Origin of the sequence: Methylobacter sp., from assembly GCF_004322395.1 — a bacterium.
Taxonomy (GTDB): domain Bacteria; phylum Pseudomonadota; class Gammaproteobacteria; order Methylococcales; family Methylomonadaceae; genus Methylobacter_A.
The window spans coordinates 1-15,704 of the sequence record NZ_SCTW01000017.1 but is presented as its reverse complement, the minus strand read 5'-3'; the positions used below and the strand labels follow the sequence as shown (position 1 = coordinate 15,704).

Annotated in this window: 16 protein-coding genes; 9 read left to right on the top strand and 7 right to left on the bottom strand. The window is 45.7% G+C overall.

The genetic code is table 11. From position 1 onward, the window contains the following. The first annotated feature begins 51 nt into the window (after window positions 1–51). The 8 genes from EPO18_RS03005 (at window position 52) to EPO18_RS02970 (ending at window position 8,835) form a co-directional block, all read left to right on the top strand. Window positions 52–2,877: a 2-oxoglutarate dehydrogenase E1 component gene (locus tag EPO18_RS03005; protein ID WP_292430330.1), complete on the top strand. Its 2,826-nt coding sequence runs from the start codon at window positions 52–54 to the stop codon at window positions 2,875–2,877. 1 nt (window position 2,878) lies between these two features. After that, on the top strand, window positions 2,879–4,138 hold the full coding sequence (gene odhB / locus EPO18_RS03000) for a 2-oxoglutarate dehydrogenase complex dihydrolipoyllysine-residue succinyltransferase (protein ID WP_292430327.1): 1,260 nt from the start codon (window positions 2,879–2,881) through the stop codon (window positions 4,136–4,138). A 4-nt stretch (window positions 4,139–4,142) separates the two neighbouring features. Further along, entirely contained in the window at window positions 4,143–5,570 is a 1,428-nt protein-coding gene (gene lpdA / locus EPO18_RS02995; protein ID WP_292430324.1) for a dihydrolipoyl dehydrogenase, read from the top strand. Window positions 5,571–5,959: 389 nt separating this feature from the next. Beyond that, the gene (locus EPO18_RS02990; RefSeq protein ID WP_292430321.1) at window positions 5,960–6,529 is read left to right on the top strand and encodes a hypothetical protein; all 570 of its coding nucleotides are present in this window, start codon (window positions 5,960–5,962) and stop codon (window positions 6,527–6,529) included. A gap of 197 nt (window positions 6,530–6,726) precedes the next feature. Next, window positions 6,727–6,927, top strand: coding sequence for a hypothetical protein (locus tag EPO18_RS02985; RefSeq protein WP_292430318.1), 201 nt, complete (start codon window positions 6,727–6,729; stop codon window positions 6,925–6,927). Window positions 6,928–7,360: 433 nt separating this feature from the next. Beyond that, window positions 7,361–7,669: a rhodanese-like domain-containing protein gene (locus EPO18_RS02980; RefSeq protein WP_292430314.1), complete on the top strand. Its 309-nt coding sequence runs from the start codon at window positions 7,361–7,363 to the stop codon at window positions 7,667–7,669. A 55-nt stretch (window positions 7,670–7,724) separates the two neighbouring features. Then, a complete protein-coding gene (locus tag EPO18_RS02975) occupies window positions 7,725–8,120 on the top strand; it encodes an ankyrin repeat domain-containing protein (RefSeq protein ID WP_292430312.1) in 396 nt (131 codons plus the stop codon). 1 nt (window position 8,121) lies between these two features. Next, complete coding sequence (locus EPO18_RS02970) at window positions 8,122–8,835, top strand: dinitrogenase iron-molybdenum cofactor biosynthesis protein (RefSeq protein WP_292430310.1); 714 nt, start codon at window positions 8,122–8,124, stop codon at window positions 8,833–8,835. 58 nt (window positions 8,836–8,893) lie between these two features. On the opposite strand, the gene hflX is transcribed toward EPO18_RS02970, so the two are convergent. The 5 genes from hflX to EPO18_RS02945 all read right to left on the bottom strand — a co-directional run bounded on the left by hflX (window position 8,894) and on the right by EPO18_RS02945 (window position 14,101). Next, window positions 8,894–10,159 carry a ribosome rescue GTPase HflX gene (hflX, locus tag EPO18_RS02965; protein WP_292430307.1) on the bottom strand — a complete coding sequence of 422 codons (1,266 nt, stop codon included), beginning with the start codon at window positions 10,157–10,159 and terminating at the stop codon, window positions 8,894–8,896. A 93-nt stretch (window positions 10,160–10,252) separates the two neighbouring features. Next, complete coding sequence (gene hfq, locus EPO18_RS02960; protein ID WP_292430305.1) at window positions 10,253–10,492, bottom strand: RNA chaperone Hfq; 240 nt, start codon at window positions 10,490–10,492, stop codon at window positions 10,253–10,255. A 221-nt stretch (window positions 10,493–10,713) separates the two neighbouring features. Then, window positions 10,714–12,237 carry a fumarate hydratase gene (locus EPO18_RS02955; protein WP_292430302.1) on the bottom strand — a complete coding sequence of 508 codons (1,524 nt, stop codon included), beginning with the start codon at window positions 12,235–12,237 and terminating at the stop codon, window positions 10,714–10,716. A 223-nt stretch (window positions 12,238–12,460) separates the two neighbouring features. Then, entirely contained in the window at window positions 12,461–13,300 is an 840-nt protein-coding gene (locus tag EPO18_RS02950) for a DHHA1 domain-containing protein (RefSeq protein ID WP_292430299.1), read from the bottom strand. Window positions 13,301–13,621: 321 nt separating this feature from the next. Next, on the bottom strand, window positions 13,622–14,101 hold the full coding sequence (locus EPO18_RS02945; RefSeq protein ID WP_292430296.1) for a septal ring lytic transglycosylase RlpA family protein: 480 nt from the start codon (window positions 14,099–14,101) through the stop codon (window positions 13,622–13,624). A gap of 188 nt (window positions 14,102–14,289) precedes the next feature. On the opposite strand from EPO18_RS02945, the gene EPO18_RS02940 reads away from it, so the two are divergent. Continuing rightward, window positions 14,290–14,439, top strand: coding sequence for a hypothetical protein (locus tag EPO18_RS02940; RefSeq protein ID WP_292430293.1), 150 nt, complete (start codon window positions 14,290–14,292; stop codon window positions 14,437–14,439). Between the two features lie 217 nt (window positions 14,440–14,656). On the opposite strand, the gene EPO18_RS02935 is transcribed toward EPO18_RS02940, so the two are convergent. Both EPO18_RS02935 and EPO18_RS02930 read right to left on the bottom strand, forming a co-directional pair. Beyond that, window positions 14,657–14,977: a non-heme iron oxygenase ferredoxin subunit gene (locus tag EPO18_RS02935; RefSeq protein ID WP_292430289.1), complete on the bottom strand. Its 321-nt coding sequence runs from the start codon at window positions 14,975–14,977 to the stop codon at window positions 14,657–14,659. Between the two features lie 85 nt (window positions 14,978–15,062). After that, the coding region (locus EPO18_RS02930) for a class I SAM-dependent methyltransferase (RefSeq protein ID WP_292430286.1) at window positions 15,063–15,704 on the bottom strand (642 nt) is incomplete at its 5' end.

Sequence of the window (15,704 nt, the reverse complement as noted above, 5' to 3'; positions counted from 1 at the left end):
TAAGAGTTCAGACAAAGACAAAATCCTTGCAGAATAAATTGGACATTCCTGATGAGTAAACTGCTTAAACTTTTTCAAGATTCTTCTTCGCTATATGGCAGTAACGCCGGTTTTGTTGAAAACTTATATGAACGGTTTCTGGAAGACCCTGATTCGGTTGAAACCAGCTGGCAAAAAAAATTCAACGAAATTCACAACGGCGCTGATTTTGAGACGCCTCATAGCCCTGTTGTAGAGCGTTTTGCGCAGCTTGCGCTTAAATCTCAAGGCAGACTGGCGAAATTACAAGGCTTTACCGAAGAAAGCGTCAAAAAACAATCGGCTGTTGCCCGGCTTATTAATCATTACCGGGTTCGCGGACATCAGATTGCCAACAATAATCCGCTGGGAAAAACCTTACCGCCCCCTCCCGATATGGATCCTGCTTATTACGGTCTCTCCGAGCCCGACATGGATACCCTATTCGATACTGGTGCGCTTTACGGTGTTGACCGGCTGCCTTTACGCGACATTATCGCTAATTTGCAAGAGATTTACTGCGGCAGTATCGGCTCCGAATACATGCATATAGTCGATACTAATATCAGACGCTGGATAATTAACCGCTTGGAAAGTTCTAAATCCAACTTGGAGCCGGAACCTGAAAAAAAGCACTGGCTGTTAAAATTATTGACTGCCGCTGAAGGCATAGAAAACTATTTGCACAATCGGTTCGTCGGCCAAAAACGTTTTTCCCTGGAAGGCGGAGAATCGCTGATCCCGATTCTGGATGAATTAATTCAGGGATTCGGCACAAAAGGTGTTAATGAAATTGTGATCGGTATGGCTCATCGAGGCCGGTTAAATGTGCTGGTCAATATTCTCGGCAAAAGCCCTGCCAGCCTGTTTAATGAATTTACCGGTACTTCACCGCTCTCGCCCGGCGTCAGTACCGGCGATGTGAAATATCACATGGGTTTTTCGTCAGACCTTAGCACTCCCGGCGGCCCGGTCCATTTAACGCTGGCATTCAACCCTTCGCATCTGGAAATTATCAACCCGGTGGTCGAAGGTTCGGTCAAAGCTCGCCAGGATAGAGCAGGAAAGAACGGCAAAAATACGGTTATCCCGATATTGATCCACGGCGATGCGGCCTTTTCCGGGCAAGGCATCGTCATGGAAACATTAAACATGTCCCAAACCCGCGCTTTTACTACCGGCGGAACCGTGCATATTGTGATCAACAATCAAATCGGTTTTACAACCAGCAATCCCAAGGATGCACGCTCGACTCTCTATTGTACCGATGTCGCCAGCATGATCCAGGCCCCGGTTTTCCATGTTAATGGCGATGATCCCGATGCTGTTATCTTTGTAACCAAACTGGCGATAGATTATCGGATGACTTTTAATAAGGATGTAGTCATCGACCTTATTTGCTATCGCAGGCTTGGTCATAATGAAGCAGACGAGCCTTCGGCCACCCAGCCCTTGATGTACAAAAAAATCCGCAAACTAAAAACCACACGGAAACTATACGCCGAAAAACTGATTAAAGCCGGGCTGATTACCGATAAACAAGTGACAGAGTTGGAGCAAAACTACCAAAAATTGCTCGAAGCCGGCGAAGTCGTTTCCAGACCCATTCTGGCTGACGGACCTTACCCGTATACCAATCAATGGAACAAATTCCTGGGCAGCGACTGGAAAGCCCCCTGCAACACATCGGTTTCGATGGATCGGCTGCGCTTTTGTAACGACAGAATGCAAAGACTGCCGACCGGTTTTGAAATGCACCCAAGAGTCGCCAAAGTCATGGACAACCGTCGTAAAATGGCGGCCGGAGCAATGCCTTTAGATTGGGGATTTGCTGAAAACATCGCCTATGCGACCCTGCTGATGGAAAAGTACAATGTTCGTTTGACCGGGCAAGATGTCGGCCGCGGCACTTTTGTGCATCGCCATGCTGTTTTGCATAATCAACTACATAACAAAACCTATACGCCGCTCAAACATCTGGACAAAGATCAAGGCAATGCCCAGATATTTGACTCCCTGCTTTCCGAAGCGGGCGTATTAGGTTTCGAATACGGCTACAGCACGACGATGCCGAATACCTTAGTTATATGGGAAGCGCAATTCGGCGATTTTGCCAATGGCGCGCAAGTCGTTATCGACCAATTTATCAGTTCCGGCGAAACCAAATGGGGGCGTATGTGCAATCTGGTGATGTTGCTTCCGCACGGTTTTGAAGGCCAGGGGCCGGAGCATTCCTCTGCCCGGCTGGAACGCTACTTGCAACTCTGCGCCGAACATAATATGCAGGTTTGCAGCCCGACTACGCCTGCACAAATATTCCATCTGCTACGCCGCCAGATGCTGCGCCCCTATCGGAAACCATTAATAGTTATGAGTCCCAAGAGCTTGCTACGGCATAAACTTGCGGTTTCCACACTGGAAGATTTAACTAACGGCCAATTCCTTTCTGTAATCGGCGAGCAGGACGACATCAATCCCAAAAAAGTGACTCGTCTGGTCATGTGTTCCGGCAAAGTCTACTACGAACTGCTGGAAGCACGTCGACAGGACGACTTGAGGCATGTTGCTATTGCCCGCATAGAGCAACTTTATCCTTTTCCCGATGAGTTATTTAAAGCGGAAATCAGCAAATACCCGCAGCTTAAAGAATTCATCTGGTGTCAAGAAGAACCTCAAAATCAAGGTGTTTGGTATCAGTCCAGGCATCACTTTGCCGATAATATCGGCTCCAAGATCAGCATGACCTATGCCGGTCGCGAGGCGTCGGCAGCGCCAGCTGTCGGGAATTTCCGCGTCCATATCGAACAACAAAAAGCTGTCGTTCAATCGGCGCTTTACGGCAAACCTTCAGGAAAATAATATGAGCATTGAAGTCTTAGTTCCGAATCTACCCGAATCCGTTTCCGACGCAACGCTAATCACTTGGCATAAGCAGCCCGGCGACACTGTTACCAAAAACGAAAACCTCGTTGACCTTGAAACGGACAAAGTGGTGCTTGAAGTCCCGGCGCCGGAATCAGGCGTCCTCAGCAAAATACATAAGCAAAACGGTTCCATTGTAGTCGGGGGCGATGTACTGGCCATACTGGAACCTCAAGCCGTAGAAGAAGGTCCAAAAAAAGCGGCGACCAACCCTGAACCTGAACATGAGGAAGAATCCGAGATACCGCTAAGCCCTTCAGTACGCCGGTTAATTGCTGAAAATGCTTTGGATCCAGCCGCTATCAAAGGCACGGGAAAAGATGGCCGCCTGACTAAAACCGATGTGTTGGATTATCTGCATAAAAAAAGCCTGCAGGAGGCTCAGCTGATAGTTTCGGCGCCCACCAAAGCCGAGCCGGAAGCGCCCAAAGAAGCCGAAATCCCCCTCAGTCCCCCTTTGCCAAAGGGGGAGGCTGAAAGCAGGGGGATTTCAAATTTACGGCCGGAACAGCGCGTCCCGATGACCCGCCTAAGAGCCAAAGTTGCCGAACGCCTGTTACAGGCGCAGCAAAATGCGGCGATGCTGACCACGTTTAATGAAGTCAACATGCAGAACGTGATCGATCTTCGCAACCAATACAAAGAACGCTTTGAAAAAAAGCACCATGTCAAGCTGGGCTTTATGTCGTTCTTTGTTAAAGCCTCAATTGAGGCTTTAAAGCGCTTTCCGGCCATTAACGCCTCCATAGACGATAACGATATTATCTATCACGGCTACTATGACATAGGCATAGCTGTCAGCACCGAGCGCGGCCTGATTGTGCCGGTACTGCGCGATGCAGATCAACTCGATTTTGCCGGCATCGAACAAAGCATCGTCGATTTCGGCGCAAAGACCCGGTCCGGCACCTTAACCTATGAGGACTTGAAAGGCGGCACTTTCACTATCACTAACGGCGGCATTTTCGGTTCGATGCTGTCCACGCCGATACTCAATCCGCCGCAGTGCGCTATCTTGGGTATGCATGCCATCAAAGAGCGCCCTGTAGTTGAAAACGGGCAGATTGTTATCAGGCCGATCATGTATCTGGCTTTATCCTATGACCATCGGCTGGTGGACGGACGCGAGGCCGTGCAATTTTTAGTTACGATTAAAGAATGTCTGGAAGCGCCTGCTCACCTGTTGCTTAACATATAAGACTATGTCAAAGAAAAAAGCGAAATCATTCGATGTCATCGTGATCGGCGCTGGACCGGCTGGTTATTCCAGCGCCATCCGATGCGCACAGCTTGGTTTAAAAACCGCCTGCATCGATAACTGGCTCGATAAAAAAGGCCAAAGCAGCCTGGGCGGCACTTATCTGAATGCCGGTTGTGTTGCATCTATCGCCTTGCTGGAATCGGCGAAAATTTATCAATCGATCAATTACAATTTAAAAGAACACGGCATACAGGTAGAGGGTGTTTCTGTAGATATTGCGCAAATGATGCAGCGCAAAAATGCCATTGTCAGCTCGCTCAGCCGGCAAATTGCCGACTCGTTCGCCCATTACAAAATCGACTGCATTCAAGCAAAAGCCAAGCTGCTTAATGGGCATTCGGTGGAAATTACACAGGCCGACCGCTCGGCTGTATCGGTGCTCGAAGCCAAGCATATCATTCTGGCCACCGGTTCTTCTCCAATGGATTTATCCTGCGCGCCGATTGATAATGAATTTATTATCGACTCGACGATGGCCTTGAATCTCGACGCAGTACCCAAGCGCTTAGCCATTATCGGGGCGGGCGTTATCGGCCTTGAATTGGCAAGCATCTGGAACAGGCTCGGATCAGAAACTATTCTACTGGAAGCACAGGAATCATTTTTAAGTCTGACCGACCAGCAAATTGCGCTGGAAGCTTATCGTATCTACAGCGAGCAAGGACTGGAATTGCGCTTGGGTGCCCGGGTTATTTCAGCGAGAAAAAGCAGTAAAAAAGTCACTGTAGAATATCAGGATAGTGACGGCACTCATGCTCTGCGTGTCGACAAACTGATTGTCGCATCCGGCCGAAAACCCAATACCGAAAATCTGGCTGCTGCCGAAGCCGATTTACTGCTCGACGAAAACGGCTATGTCCATGTCGATGAAAACTGCCGAACCACTCTGCCCGGCGTTTACGCAATAGGCGATTTGACCTTACTCGGCCCGATGATTGCCCATAAAGGCATAGAAGAAGGCCTGTTTGTCGCCGAACAAATCGCCGGTCTCCATAATCAGGTCAATTATGAAATCCTGCCCAGCGTTATCTTTACTGCTCCTGAAATTGCCTGGGTAGGCCAAACCGAACAAGCTTTAAGAGCGATGGGCGAATCCATTAAAATCGGCACCTTTCCTTTAAACGTCACAGCCCGTGCTCAAGCCACGGGGCAAACTGAGGGCATAGTTAAAATCATCGCTCATGCAGACACCGACACCATACTCGGCGTACACATTATCGGATCCCAAGCCTCTGAAATGATTGCTGAAGCCGTGTTGGCCATGGAATTCTCCGCCAGCAGCGAAGATTTGGCTCGAACCATACACGCCCACCCTACCCTTTCCAAAGCCCTTCATAGCGCGGCACTTACGATTAAAAACAAAAAATAACAACTTGAGCCCCGCCATTGCACCGGCTCTACCTTTTATCCAAGCAGTACGTGGGAACCAGAAAATTCACTGGAAGCCATTGATCCTTTATGTAGAAATTCGCGAATTTGCCTAATTTCAGGATACTTGCACAGCCTCCAGAGATTGAGAATCAAAGGTTTCCACTAACCATGTACGGTTTCCGACAATTTCTTACAAAATAAATTTGCATTGTTGACTTAGAAATTGCAACTCCGACAATCAAACCGCCTAAAACACTTCCATCTTCCTGTTTTAAAACAAAATAATCCAACATTTCAACATGGCATAAACCATGCTTCACGAAGGTTAATGTGTGAAGAACTGGCAATCGCAAAACCTCTACCCCTTATCCATCTGGAGAAACAACAATGTTACTAGAAACTTATCAAGCCAAAGGATTACTAACTGTTACTTTGGTCAACGGTCAAACCGGTACTGCGGGTGTTTATGCTTATCGCGGCGACTTGGTTTTAAAAGAAGGAGCGCTACGCGAAGGCTCAACAAATGACCGTAAACCACCTGAAGCACTGTTGATTCATTCAGCTTTGATAATTGAAAACGACAAGATCAAATTTATTAACGGCTTGTTGCCTACACTCGATTTGCTGCCCATTTTTGTTGAAAAATATAAAGCCGATATTGCGGAAGATTGCGCCGCTTTAATCTATGTAGAAAATATCGGCAAAGGGATGCAGGTTGAACTGGAAGGCGTTACCTATAAATTGATGCCTTTCAAACAAGGCCTGGTATGGAATGAATTGCTCGAAGAATTGTATATCGAAAAAAGCGAGCTAAAGAATCAATCCGCTGAAGATAAAGTCGCCATCGCGTATGCAGCGGCCAAATCGTATAACCCGAAATCGCCGCTCGTTTCATTTGCCGAAGCTGAAGAAAACACCATTGAGGTGGTTAAAGAAGCCGCGGTCGGCGCAATTTAAGCTTTTGTTCTGCACACCACCCTATGATTAAAAATCGCTTTTCGCTGATACTAACAACACTGCCGGGATTTAAACGCCTGTCAGTGTTGTTTAGCCATTGGTATGAATATCTTAGATGAAGCGTTGCTTCCCATTGTATTGCGCTGATTAAGTATTATCCGCCGGACAAAGATGCCCGCCGCAAAATTTGGCAGGTCATGGTCGATCAATTCGATCTGGACGTTGATGCTGATTTAATCAGTCAGTTAGTGGATAGCTTCCCGGAAGCCACAGGCAGCGACATTAAAGGGCTTTCCAAACTGGTCGCAAAGTTTTGCCAACATAAAAAAGTAACGCCGACTTTGGATATATTCAAACGTTGCTCAATTTTCCGGGGAATGGATTTGGAAAAACCGTAGAAAGTGCACTAAATCAGGGCAGCTAAACAACATAAATAGCTGCGTTTGGTGCAAATGTTACCTGAATTTATTATTCAAACTAAGACAATCGCTTGAAATATCGGCGTATCGAATATTGGCACTATTAATGCTTAATAATTCGAGTAGTTAGTTTTGATTGAACAACCCCTTCCTGAGCGTTGTACCTTCAGCGTCCTATTTTCTCGACTAGGGCGCTTTTTTTTGCCTGCAATATCTCGGCTACTTCGGAAAACACAGCATTCAATATTATGGCAGATAATTTGCATCACTAATTGATATGGCATTCATACAGTCATTAACGCTAAGAAATAAAGCCGCTAACTATATTCAATAGCGACAAAATCTATTTTATTGTTAGTTTTACTACAACCTGCACCTTGAGGAATGACTTTCTGAAGTCATTAACACTGTCATGAAATACAAAATCATCTCTATTGCCGATTCTGAAAAATTTATTAAAGAGTCCAAGCCTATGATTCTGGATTGTAGGGATATGAAAGATTACAGAGCTGGACATTTGGCAGATGCTCTGCACGTTCACGAAGGCTTAAAAGACTCATTAGTCAAACGCGGCGATAAGCAGCGCAGCCTGTTGATTTATTGTTACTACGGCCATGCCAGCGAGCATCTTGCCGAGTTTTTCGGCGACTTCGGTTTTAAAGATGTTTATAGCTTGGAAGGCGGTTATTCCAGCTGGAAAGAAAAACATCAGGCAGCATGATGAAGCCGGAAATACGAGAGTGGTTACAAAATAACTATTTCTCTGTAGCCCACCGGTGTTAAAGAACAGCGCCGACATTTATCCTTTGATTTTGGCAAGTCAGCAAGGACGCAGTGATATGGTTTTCTTTTTGATCGAACAGAATGCTGCGCTGGATGCTATGGATCAATATGGCAATAACGCATTGTGGGCAGCTTGCTATGCCGATAACAGCGACTGTATCGATGCACTGATTCATGCAGGCATCGACATTAATTATCAAAATCCCGCCTCCGGCGCTACCGCTTTGATTTTTGCAGCGTCCAGCGGCAGAGAAAAAGTTGTTGAACAACTCTTGGCGGCCGGCGCCGATCCAGACCTTAAAACGCATGACAATTTCACTGCGTTGGATTTAGCCTCCACCAGAAAAATACTCAAATTATTATCCAAGCTTGTTAAATCAGGAGATTAAAATGGAAGCATTGCCCCGAGAACTAGCCTTACGTATTGCATTAGCATCGCGCATTCTGCCCGGCATCGACATATCCAGACTACTGGAAATATTACATGAGCGACTGGGTACGCCTTTGGATGATGAAAAATTAAAATCCATCACTGTCACCAATCTTAAAACCGGTTTGGGCAGCTTGGATGGGGAAGAAGATGGCGAGGATATCGGCATCGGCCTCGCCAATATCAAATTAGCGGTACGCTACCTGTGGGGCGACGAGGCGGAAGATGAAGACCTGCCGGAAATATTGCCTTATAAAGAAGGCGACATGCCCGACTCTATCCGCGTCGCCATAGGTTCAAACAGCGGCGCATTAATTAACGGACATTTCGGTTCCTGCATACGTTTCCTGGTTTATCAGTTATCACGGCATGATTATAAATTGGTCGATATACGATCAACTATCGAAGCCGACAGTGCTGAGGATAGAAACCTGTTTCGAGCCAATTTAATTAAAGATTGCCATGTCATGTTCGTGCAATCTATCGGAGGCCCGGCTGCGGCTAAAGTGATTCGTGCCGATATTTACCCGATCAAGGTGCCTGATGTAACCGAAGCGGTAGATCAGTTAAAAGAATTTCAAAAAGTGTTTGATGCGCCGCCGCCATGGTTTGCTAAAGCGCTGGGGCGTACGGCTGAAGAACGCGTCAGGTTTACTCATGATGAGGTCTTTTAAGATACGGCGCAGGGAGAACAGCCAAAGTCTAAAAATCGACTACTTCCGCCTTGTGTCTTTAAAATATTTCTTCAATCTCAACCGATTTCAATAAACCCAAATACTTTGTATCAATTTCAACGACTAATTCACAGCCACCCAAATCATCGGTTTCCTCACTGAGGATTTTGGCGCAAGCAAATAATTTTGCTCTTATATCGCCTTGATCAGGCCGCAAATGACAGGCTCTTTTGATTTTTGTATTTGAAAATATCTCGGCCAAAGCCTGATAAAGCAGGTCAACACCGGCACCGGTTTCGGCGGACAACCATACCCGAACCGGATTACCGGCATCATCCCGTTCAATCCGTGGCTGGATGTCATCGAGTAAATCTACTTTGTTGAAAACTTCAAGCTGCCTGACTTCATTGGCATCAATATCTTCAAGCACCTGGTTAACCTGGTAAATTGTCTCTGCCCGGTCATCACTGCTCGCATCGATCACATGCAATAATAAGTCCGCTTCACTGGCTTCCTGCAACGTCGATTTAAACGCCGCGACCAGCTCATGCGGCAAGTGCCGTATAAAACCCACCGTATCGACTAACACAATCTCGCTGCTATTTGGAAGTTTGCAGTTACGCAAGGTCGGATCCAGAGTAGCAAACAACTGGTCCGCCACATAAATATCGGCGCCTGTGAGCCTATTAAACAAGGTCGATTTACCGGCATTGGTGTACCCTACCAAGGAAACCGATGGAACTTCGGCTTTTTTTCTTTTGCTGCGCCCTTGGTGTCTTTGCTTATCGACTTTATCTAATCGCTGCTGAATTTGCTTAATACGCAACCCCAATAGTCGCCTGTCGGTTTCCAGCTGGGTTTCACCCGGTCCGCGAAGACCGATACCGCCTTTTTGACGTTCCAAATGCGTCCAACCTCGAACCAATCGGGTCGATAAATGCTGTAATTGAGCCAATTCAACTTGTAGTTTACCTTCAAAGGTTTGGGCTCGTTGAGCAAAAATATCAAGAATCAGCCCATTTCGGTCGACCACACGAACGCCCAGAAAGCCCTCAAGGTTTCTTTCCTGGCTCGGTGAAAGCGGATGATTAAATAAAACGATGTCGGCTTTATAGGTTTCGACAATACTTTTAAGTTCGTCAAGTTTGCCTTTGCCGACAAAATATTTTGGATCAGGTTTTTTGCGTGTGCCGGTTACGACGTAGACTGGATCGGTTCCTGCTGACTTGGCTAATTCTTTTAATTCTAAAAGGTCTTCATGCATGGAACGAAGTGTCAGGTGAACAAGTACGGCTCGTTCACCTGATTCGGGACGATCAAACAATTAAACACCTCACAGACGTAATTATAAAAAAATTATTATTCTTGCTACTTTGTAGTCTAACCGGCAATAAATAAAACTCACACCAAGAACTTATCATTCTTCACTAGGTTCATGATCATGATTCATCTTCACGGCCTTGCTCGGTACAATGGTAGATATGGCGTGTTTATATACCATCTGGCTCGAAGTATTTTTCAACATAACCACGTACTGATCAAATGAATCTACCTTGCCTTGTAACTTTATTCCGTTAACTAGGAAAATAGAAACAGGTGTATGCTCTTTCCTAAGCGCATTTAAAAAGTTATCCTGTAAATTTTGGCCTTTTGACATCCGATTTCTCCTTATTATTTAAAACTATTGATTAAGATAACTGCAATTACAAATCAACACAAATCAATACTTCTGTTTCAGAATATTTTTTTAGCTTAACGTGTGTATATTTTATATTTTGTAATCTTACGCAGTAATTACAATATTAATGGGGTACATTTTTGTAAATTCAAGCGCAAATTCGTTCCCGTCCAGCTGTTTAAAATCAACCCCATTTGATTTTACTCAACCGCAGCGGGAATCTTACCAATTCTGGCTTGCCAGATCTTAGGTGCGGTTTGGTGCACCGATACTCCTTGGGTATCAACAGCGACCATGACAGGCATATCTTCAACAACAAACTCGTGAATAGCTTCCATGCCAAGATCTTCAAAAGCGACGACACGCGACTTACGAATGGCCTTTGATACCAGATAAGCCGCACCGCCAACCGCCATCAAATAAACGGCTTTATGTTTTTTAATCGCGGCAATCGCATCAGGCCCACGCTCGGACTTGCCGATCATTCCAAGCAAGCCGGTTCTATCCAGCATCCCTTCGGTGAACTTATCCATGCGTGTTGCCGTAGTAGGACCTGCAGGCCCTACTACCTCATTGCGAACCGGATCGACCGGCCCTACGTAATAAATGAATTTGTTTTTAAAATCGACGCTTTCAGGCAATGCTTCGCCCCGTTCAAAGAACTCAGCCATGCGCTTATGCGCCGCGTCCCTACCGGTTAGCATGACACCGCTAAGCAATAAGGTTTCTCCGGGTTTCCAACTTTCCAAATCCTGTTGCGTCACAGTATCCAGATTAACTCTGCGGGCAGTCACGCCTGCATCCCAAGAAACTTCAGGCCAATCTTCCAAACGCGGCGGTTTAAATTCGGCCGGGCCACTGCCATCCAACACAAAATGCACATGCCGGGTCGCAGCGCAGTTAGGAATGATAGCAATCGGCTTGTTGGCCGCATGAGTCGGATAGTCATTGATCTTAATATCCAGCACCGTGGTAAGTCCACCCAAGCCTTGGGCACCGATACCCAGCGCATTGACTTTGTCGTACAGTTCCAGACGCAATTCTTCAACTGCATTGCGAGGGCCGTGCGTGATCAACTCATGAATATCTATCGATCCCATGCATGCCTGCTTTGCCAACAGCATGGCTTTTTCAGCCGTTCCGCCTATGCCTATGCCTAGAATGCCGGGCGGACACCAGCCCGCTCCCATGGTGGGGACGGTTTTTAACACCCAGTCAACAATACTATCTGAAGGATTGAGCATCGCGAACTTTGCCTTAGCCTCGGATCCTCCACCCTTAGCAGCTATTTCAATATCAACCTTATCGCCGGGCACAACCTCCATGTGAATCACGGCAGGGGTATTATCTTTTGTGTTAATGCGTTTACCGGCTGGATCGGCCAGTATCGAAGCGCGCAACACATTGTCAGGATGTAGATAAGCACGCCGAACACCTTCATTGATCATATCAGCGACATTCATGTCAGCATCCCATTGCACATTCATGCCAATCTTTAAAAATACCGTAACAATGCCGGTATCCTGGCAGATCGGGCGATGGCCTTCTGCGCACATCCGGGAGTTGACCAAGATTTGCGCGATTGCGTCTTTGGCCGCCGGATTCTCTTCCCTTCGATAAGCCTCATGCATGGCCTTGATAAAGTCCAACGGATGATAATAGGAGATATATTGCAGGGAATCGGCAATGCTTTGAATAAGATCGTCTTGACGAATGATGCTCATTGGAAGTTCCCTGCTAGGGTTGCTCAGAATTCAATTGACGTATTATAACCCTCAATAGCATTATTATCGATTAAGAACCGTCACTTCGAGTCATGCAATAAACTCTAGCATCAATACAGAGCATTTTATGCTAATTACAATATTACTAATAACTAGTGATATTAATGGATTAACGACGCTACGAACGATATGACCAATTAATTTAGCCTTACTCGCAGGGACATTAGAAAAATGGATTATTATCCAATGCAAAACCCGCAGCGTTTTTATGCCCTCCTCCGCCAAAATTTTGCGCCAGATGGCCCACATCATAATCACCGATTGAACGTAGAGAGAAATTCCATTTCTGTCTTTTACCGTCATATTGATAAGTCATGCCAAACGTGCCTGATTTTTCAGCCAGCACTTGACCAAGATCGCTGGAGAAAAATGACGGCGCGTTCACAGCAAGGCCGGTCCGGCCAGCCACCGAGACGTTATGCGCGGATTTGGCGAGCCTTTTTACCATTCCTGCAAATTGCTCAACCTGTATGCGACCTACTGCCGATAGCTCCGCCAGATCAAGCGTACCTATCTCGGCAAAATTAATAGGCGTTCTTTCATACAGCGCCGTTGTTATTTCGCGAGTACCGTCCAGCTTGAAATGCCAAAGATCACGATCTTCTATATGCAACAAAATTTTGGGTGGTTTTAGATCGTGGAAAAAATACTGCCAAGCCAATACGCAACCACTCCGCGACATATCGAAATTGATTGACAAATTTTCAGGCAGTGGCTGCACCTTGAAAAAGGTATCGCATTGTTCCATCGCAGTCATGTGATGGTCAATCAGGATAACCCGGTCTGCTTTCGCTGAGGCATTGACCAATAGCTGCGGCGAATAAGAAAAATCCAATATATAAAGTATTGCTCCCGGTTCAAAGTCGGGGATATCGTCGCCATAGCGAGCCGGAATGTAACGAGCTTGAGTACCCAACTTGCAAAATGCGCTCCATGCTGCGCCTAAGCCATCCAAACAATCGGCGTGGTATATAACTAAAGTTTCGTTGGTTGCTGACGACATGCTTATTTATTAAAGTCTCGTGTTGCTGACTGAATGGGCCGGGTGCTGTACAGAATAAATTACATTTTACACGAGCTAAGTCCCGAATCATAAGCGTACCTTAAATTTTTTCAGTATCAATACTGAAACAAATCTACATTACAGCTATTATCTGCTTATGATCGCAGAATGAATTAATTTAAAGTGAGTTTGCGCGTTGGATACGCATCAAGAAATCTGCTTTGAACAAGCCGATTAGGATCTTATTAGTTCGCTCTGCTCTGTTAACGCGACGAACGTAGAATAAATAGAGGTTTTTTTATACTCTTCAGTGCATCGGTATTAGCCACGTTTATTTATTCTGCTGACGTTACTTGAAGGTGACAATGCTTCTTTGAGGCTCAGCGGAGTGATTTCTACAGAGCCTAATCCCTGAATACCCAGTTCTTTTGCTGCTGCATAGGATAAATCCATGTCTCTTTTTCCGTGGAATGAACCACGATCATTGATACGAACAACTACGCTACGGTGATTTTTCAGATTGGTAACTTTGGCGTAAGATAAAAGAGGTAGAGATTTATGTGCGGCAGTCATCTCATACATGTTATATATCTGGCCGCTGGCAGTTTTTTTACCATGAAACTTAGAACCATACCAGGAAACCGTACTTAGATGATTATCTGAATGATGCTTGGTTTTATGGGTTTTTGCTACAGAGGATTTTGAAGACCTATGAACTTGACGATGTTCGGATGCTTCGGCTGGGTTAACAAAACAATTACATATAAAAAAAACAGGAACTGCTAGCATGATTTTATTCATAGGATAGAGCCTTTTTTATTTAAATCTGACCCAATTCTAACTTAACGAATCTTAAGCTCACCTTAAACGCACAAAATCAATGCCTTGTAAAAAAGTTCCTTGCGTAACAACACTGCTAAGATTCTTCATTAATGAATTAAGAAGTAGTATTGTATTATTTCGATTTTTTAAGGTTTCAGGATTCGGATATGAACAACTATGAGCAGAGTAAAAAAGCCAGACGCATCGTTTCAATGGTTTATCTTTTGATAATGGCGGTGGTTATGGGCGGGACCTACCTATCGCAACAGCAAAAAGAAGCTTCAGGTAAGGCAACGCAAAACTCACCCATTCTTTAAACAGTAACGCTTTAAAATCATATATATTAAGGAGTTATACCCATAAGAAAATCGTCCGATCATTTATCGGTTCCTTTATAGACACACAAAATACCGAGAAAGGCAGACCATTTAAGAGGCAGCGCACAATCGACTCAATCCTTATTTGACAAGCTGCTGTTGGGTTTTTTAAGAGGTTGTCACATTAGTGCGCTAGGCCCAGACTTACGGAATAACCTTAATCCCAACGATTATCCCTAACCTGGACTTTGCCGTTTTCGATTCTAAGCGGAAAACAGTCGATATTTTCATAGGCGGGAGGGGATTTTACTTCGCCGGTTTTTACGCAAAAACGTGCGCCATGACGGGGGCAGATAATTTCGTCGCCTTCCAGTTTGCCGCTGGCTATTTCCGCTCCGTCGTGAGTGCAGACATCCTCAAGCGCATAAAATTTGCCGTCAATTTTAAAAATAGCGACATCTGTGCCATCCACATCTACGACGATGTGCTCGCCATCCGCTAAGGCATTTTCATCTATTGCATCTATCCAGTCTGACATTTTTTTACCGTTATCGTTGAGTTTTAAAGTGGACGTTCGCTGGCCGTTGCAATCAGACCTTCCAGGTTTTATAAACCTGGAAGGTCTAAAGTTTCAAATAAACATCATACCGCAACAACTTACCTTGAAAACTTTGGCTAGACTTGCCGCCCAAGGGTTCCGCATAATCGGGGCTTTTTACCACCACGCGTTTTCCGGCAACGTTTAAAGCCGCCTCAAAAAGCTGTTCCTTATCCTGATCATCGCCCAACAGGTCGCGCAATACCGTCATTGATTTTTTGGCGAGTGCCGATTTTTTGCGTTTGGGCGGAAACATCGGATCAAGATAAATACAATCCGGCGGAGTTTCCAAATTAGCTAATAATTCGATGGCGTTACCTTGTAGTAACTGGGGAGGTTCAAGATTAAGGTGCTGCATCCAGTCCTGTTGCGCCAAGCGGGCAAAGCCGTCTATCAACAATTCCGCCATAACAGGAGACCGTTCTATACACAGCAGTTCGTAACCCATACGAAAGATATGCAAGCTGTCCTGGCCCCAGCCGGTAGTAGCATCGACAACGGTTTTGGTTTTACGTCCGAGCGCTTGAGCCAAAGGGCCGTCTTTGGGTGCGGGCCATGAGCGTTGTTCGCCGTTGCGAGGTTCGATATCGACGGTCAAGCCGCCTTTTTTAAGAAGCTCTCTGTCGAGTAATTTTAAGCAGCCGTCACGCCAAGAGATCGGAAGAGC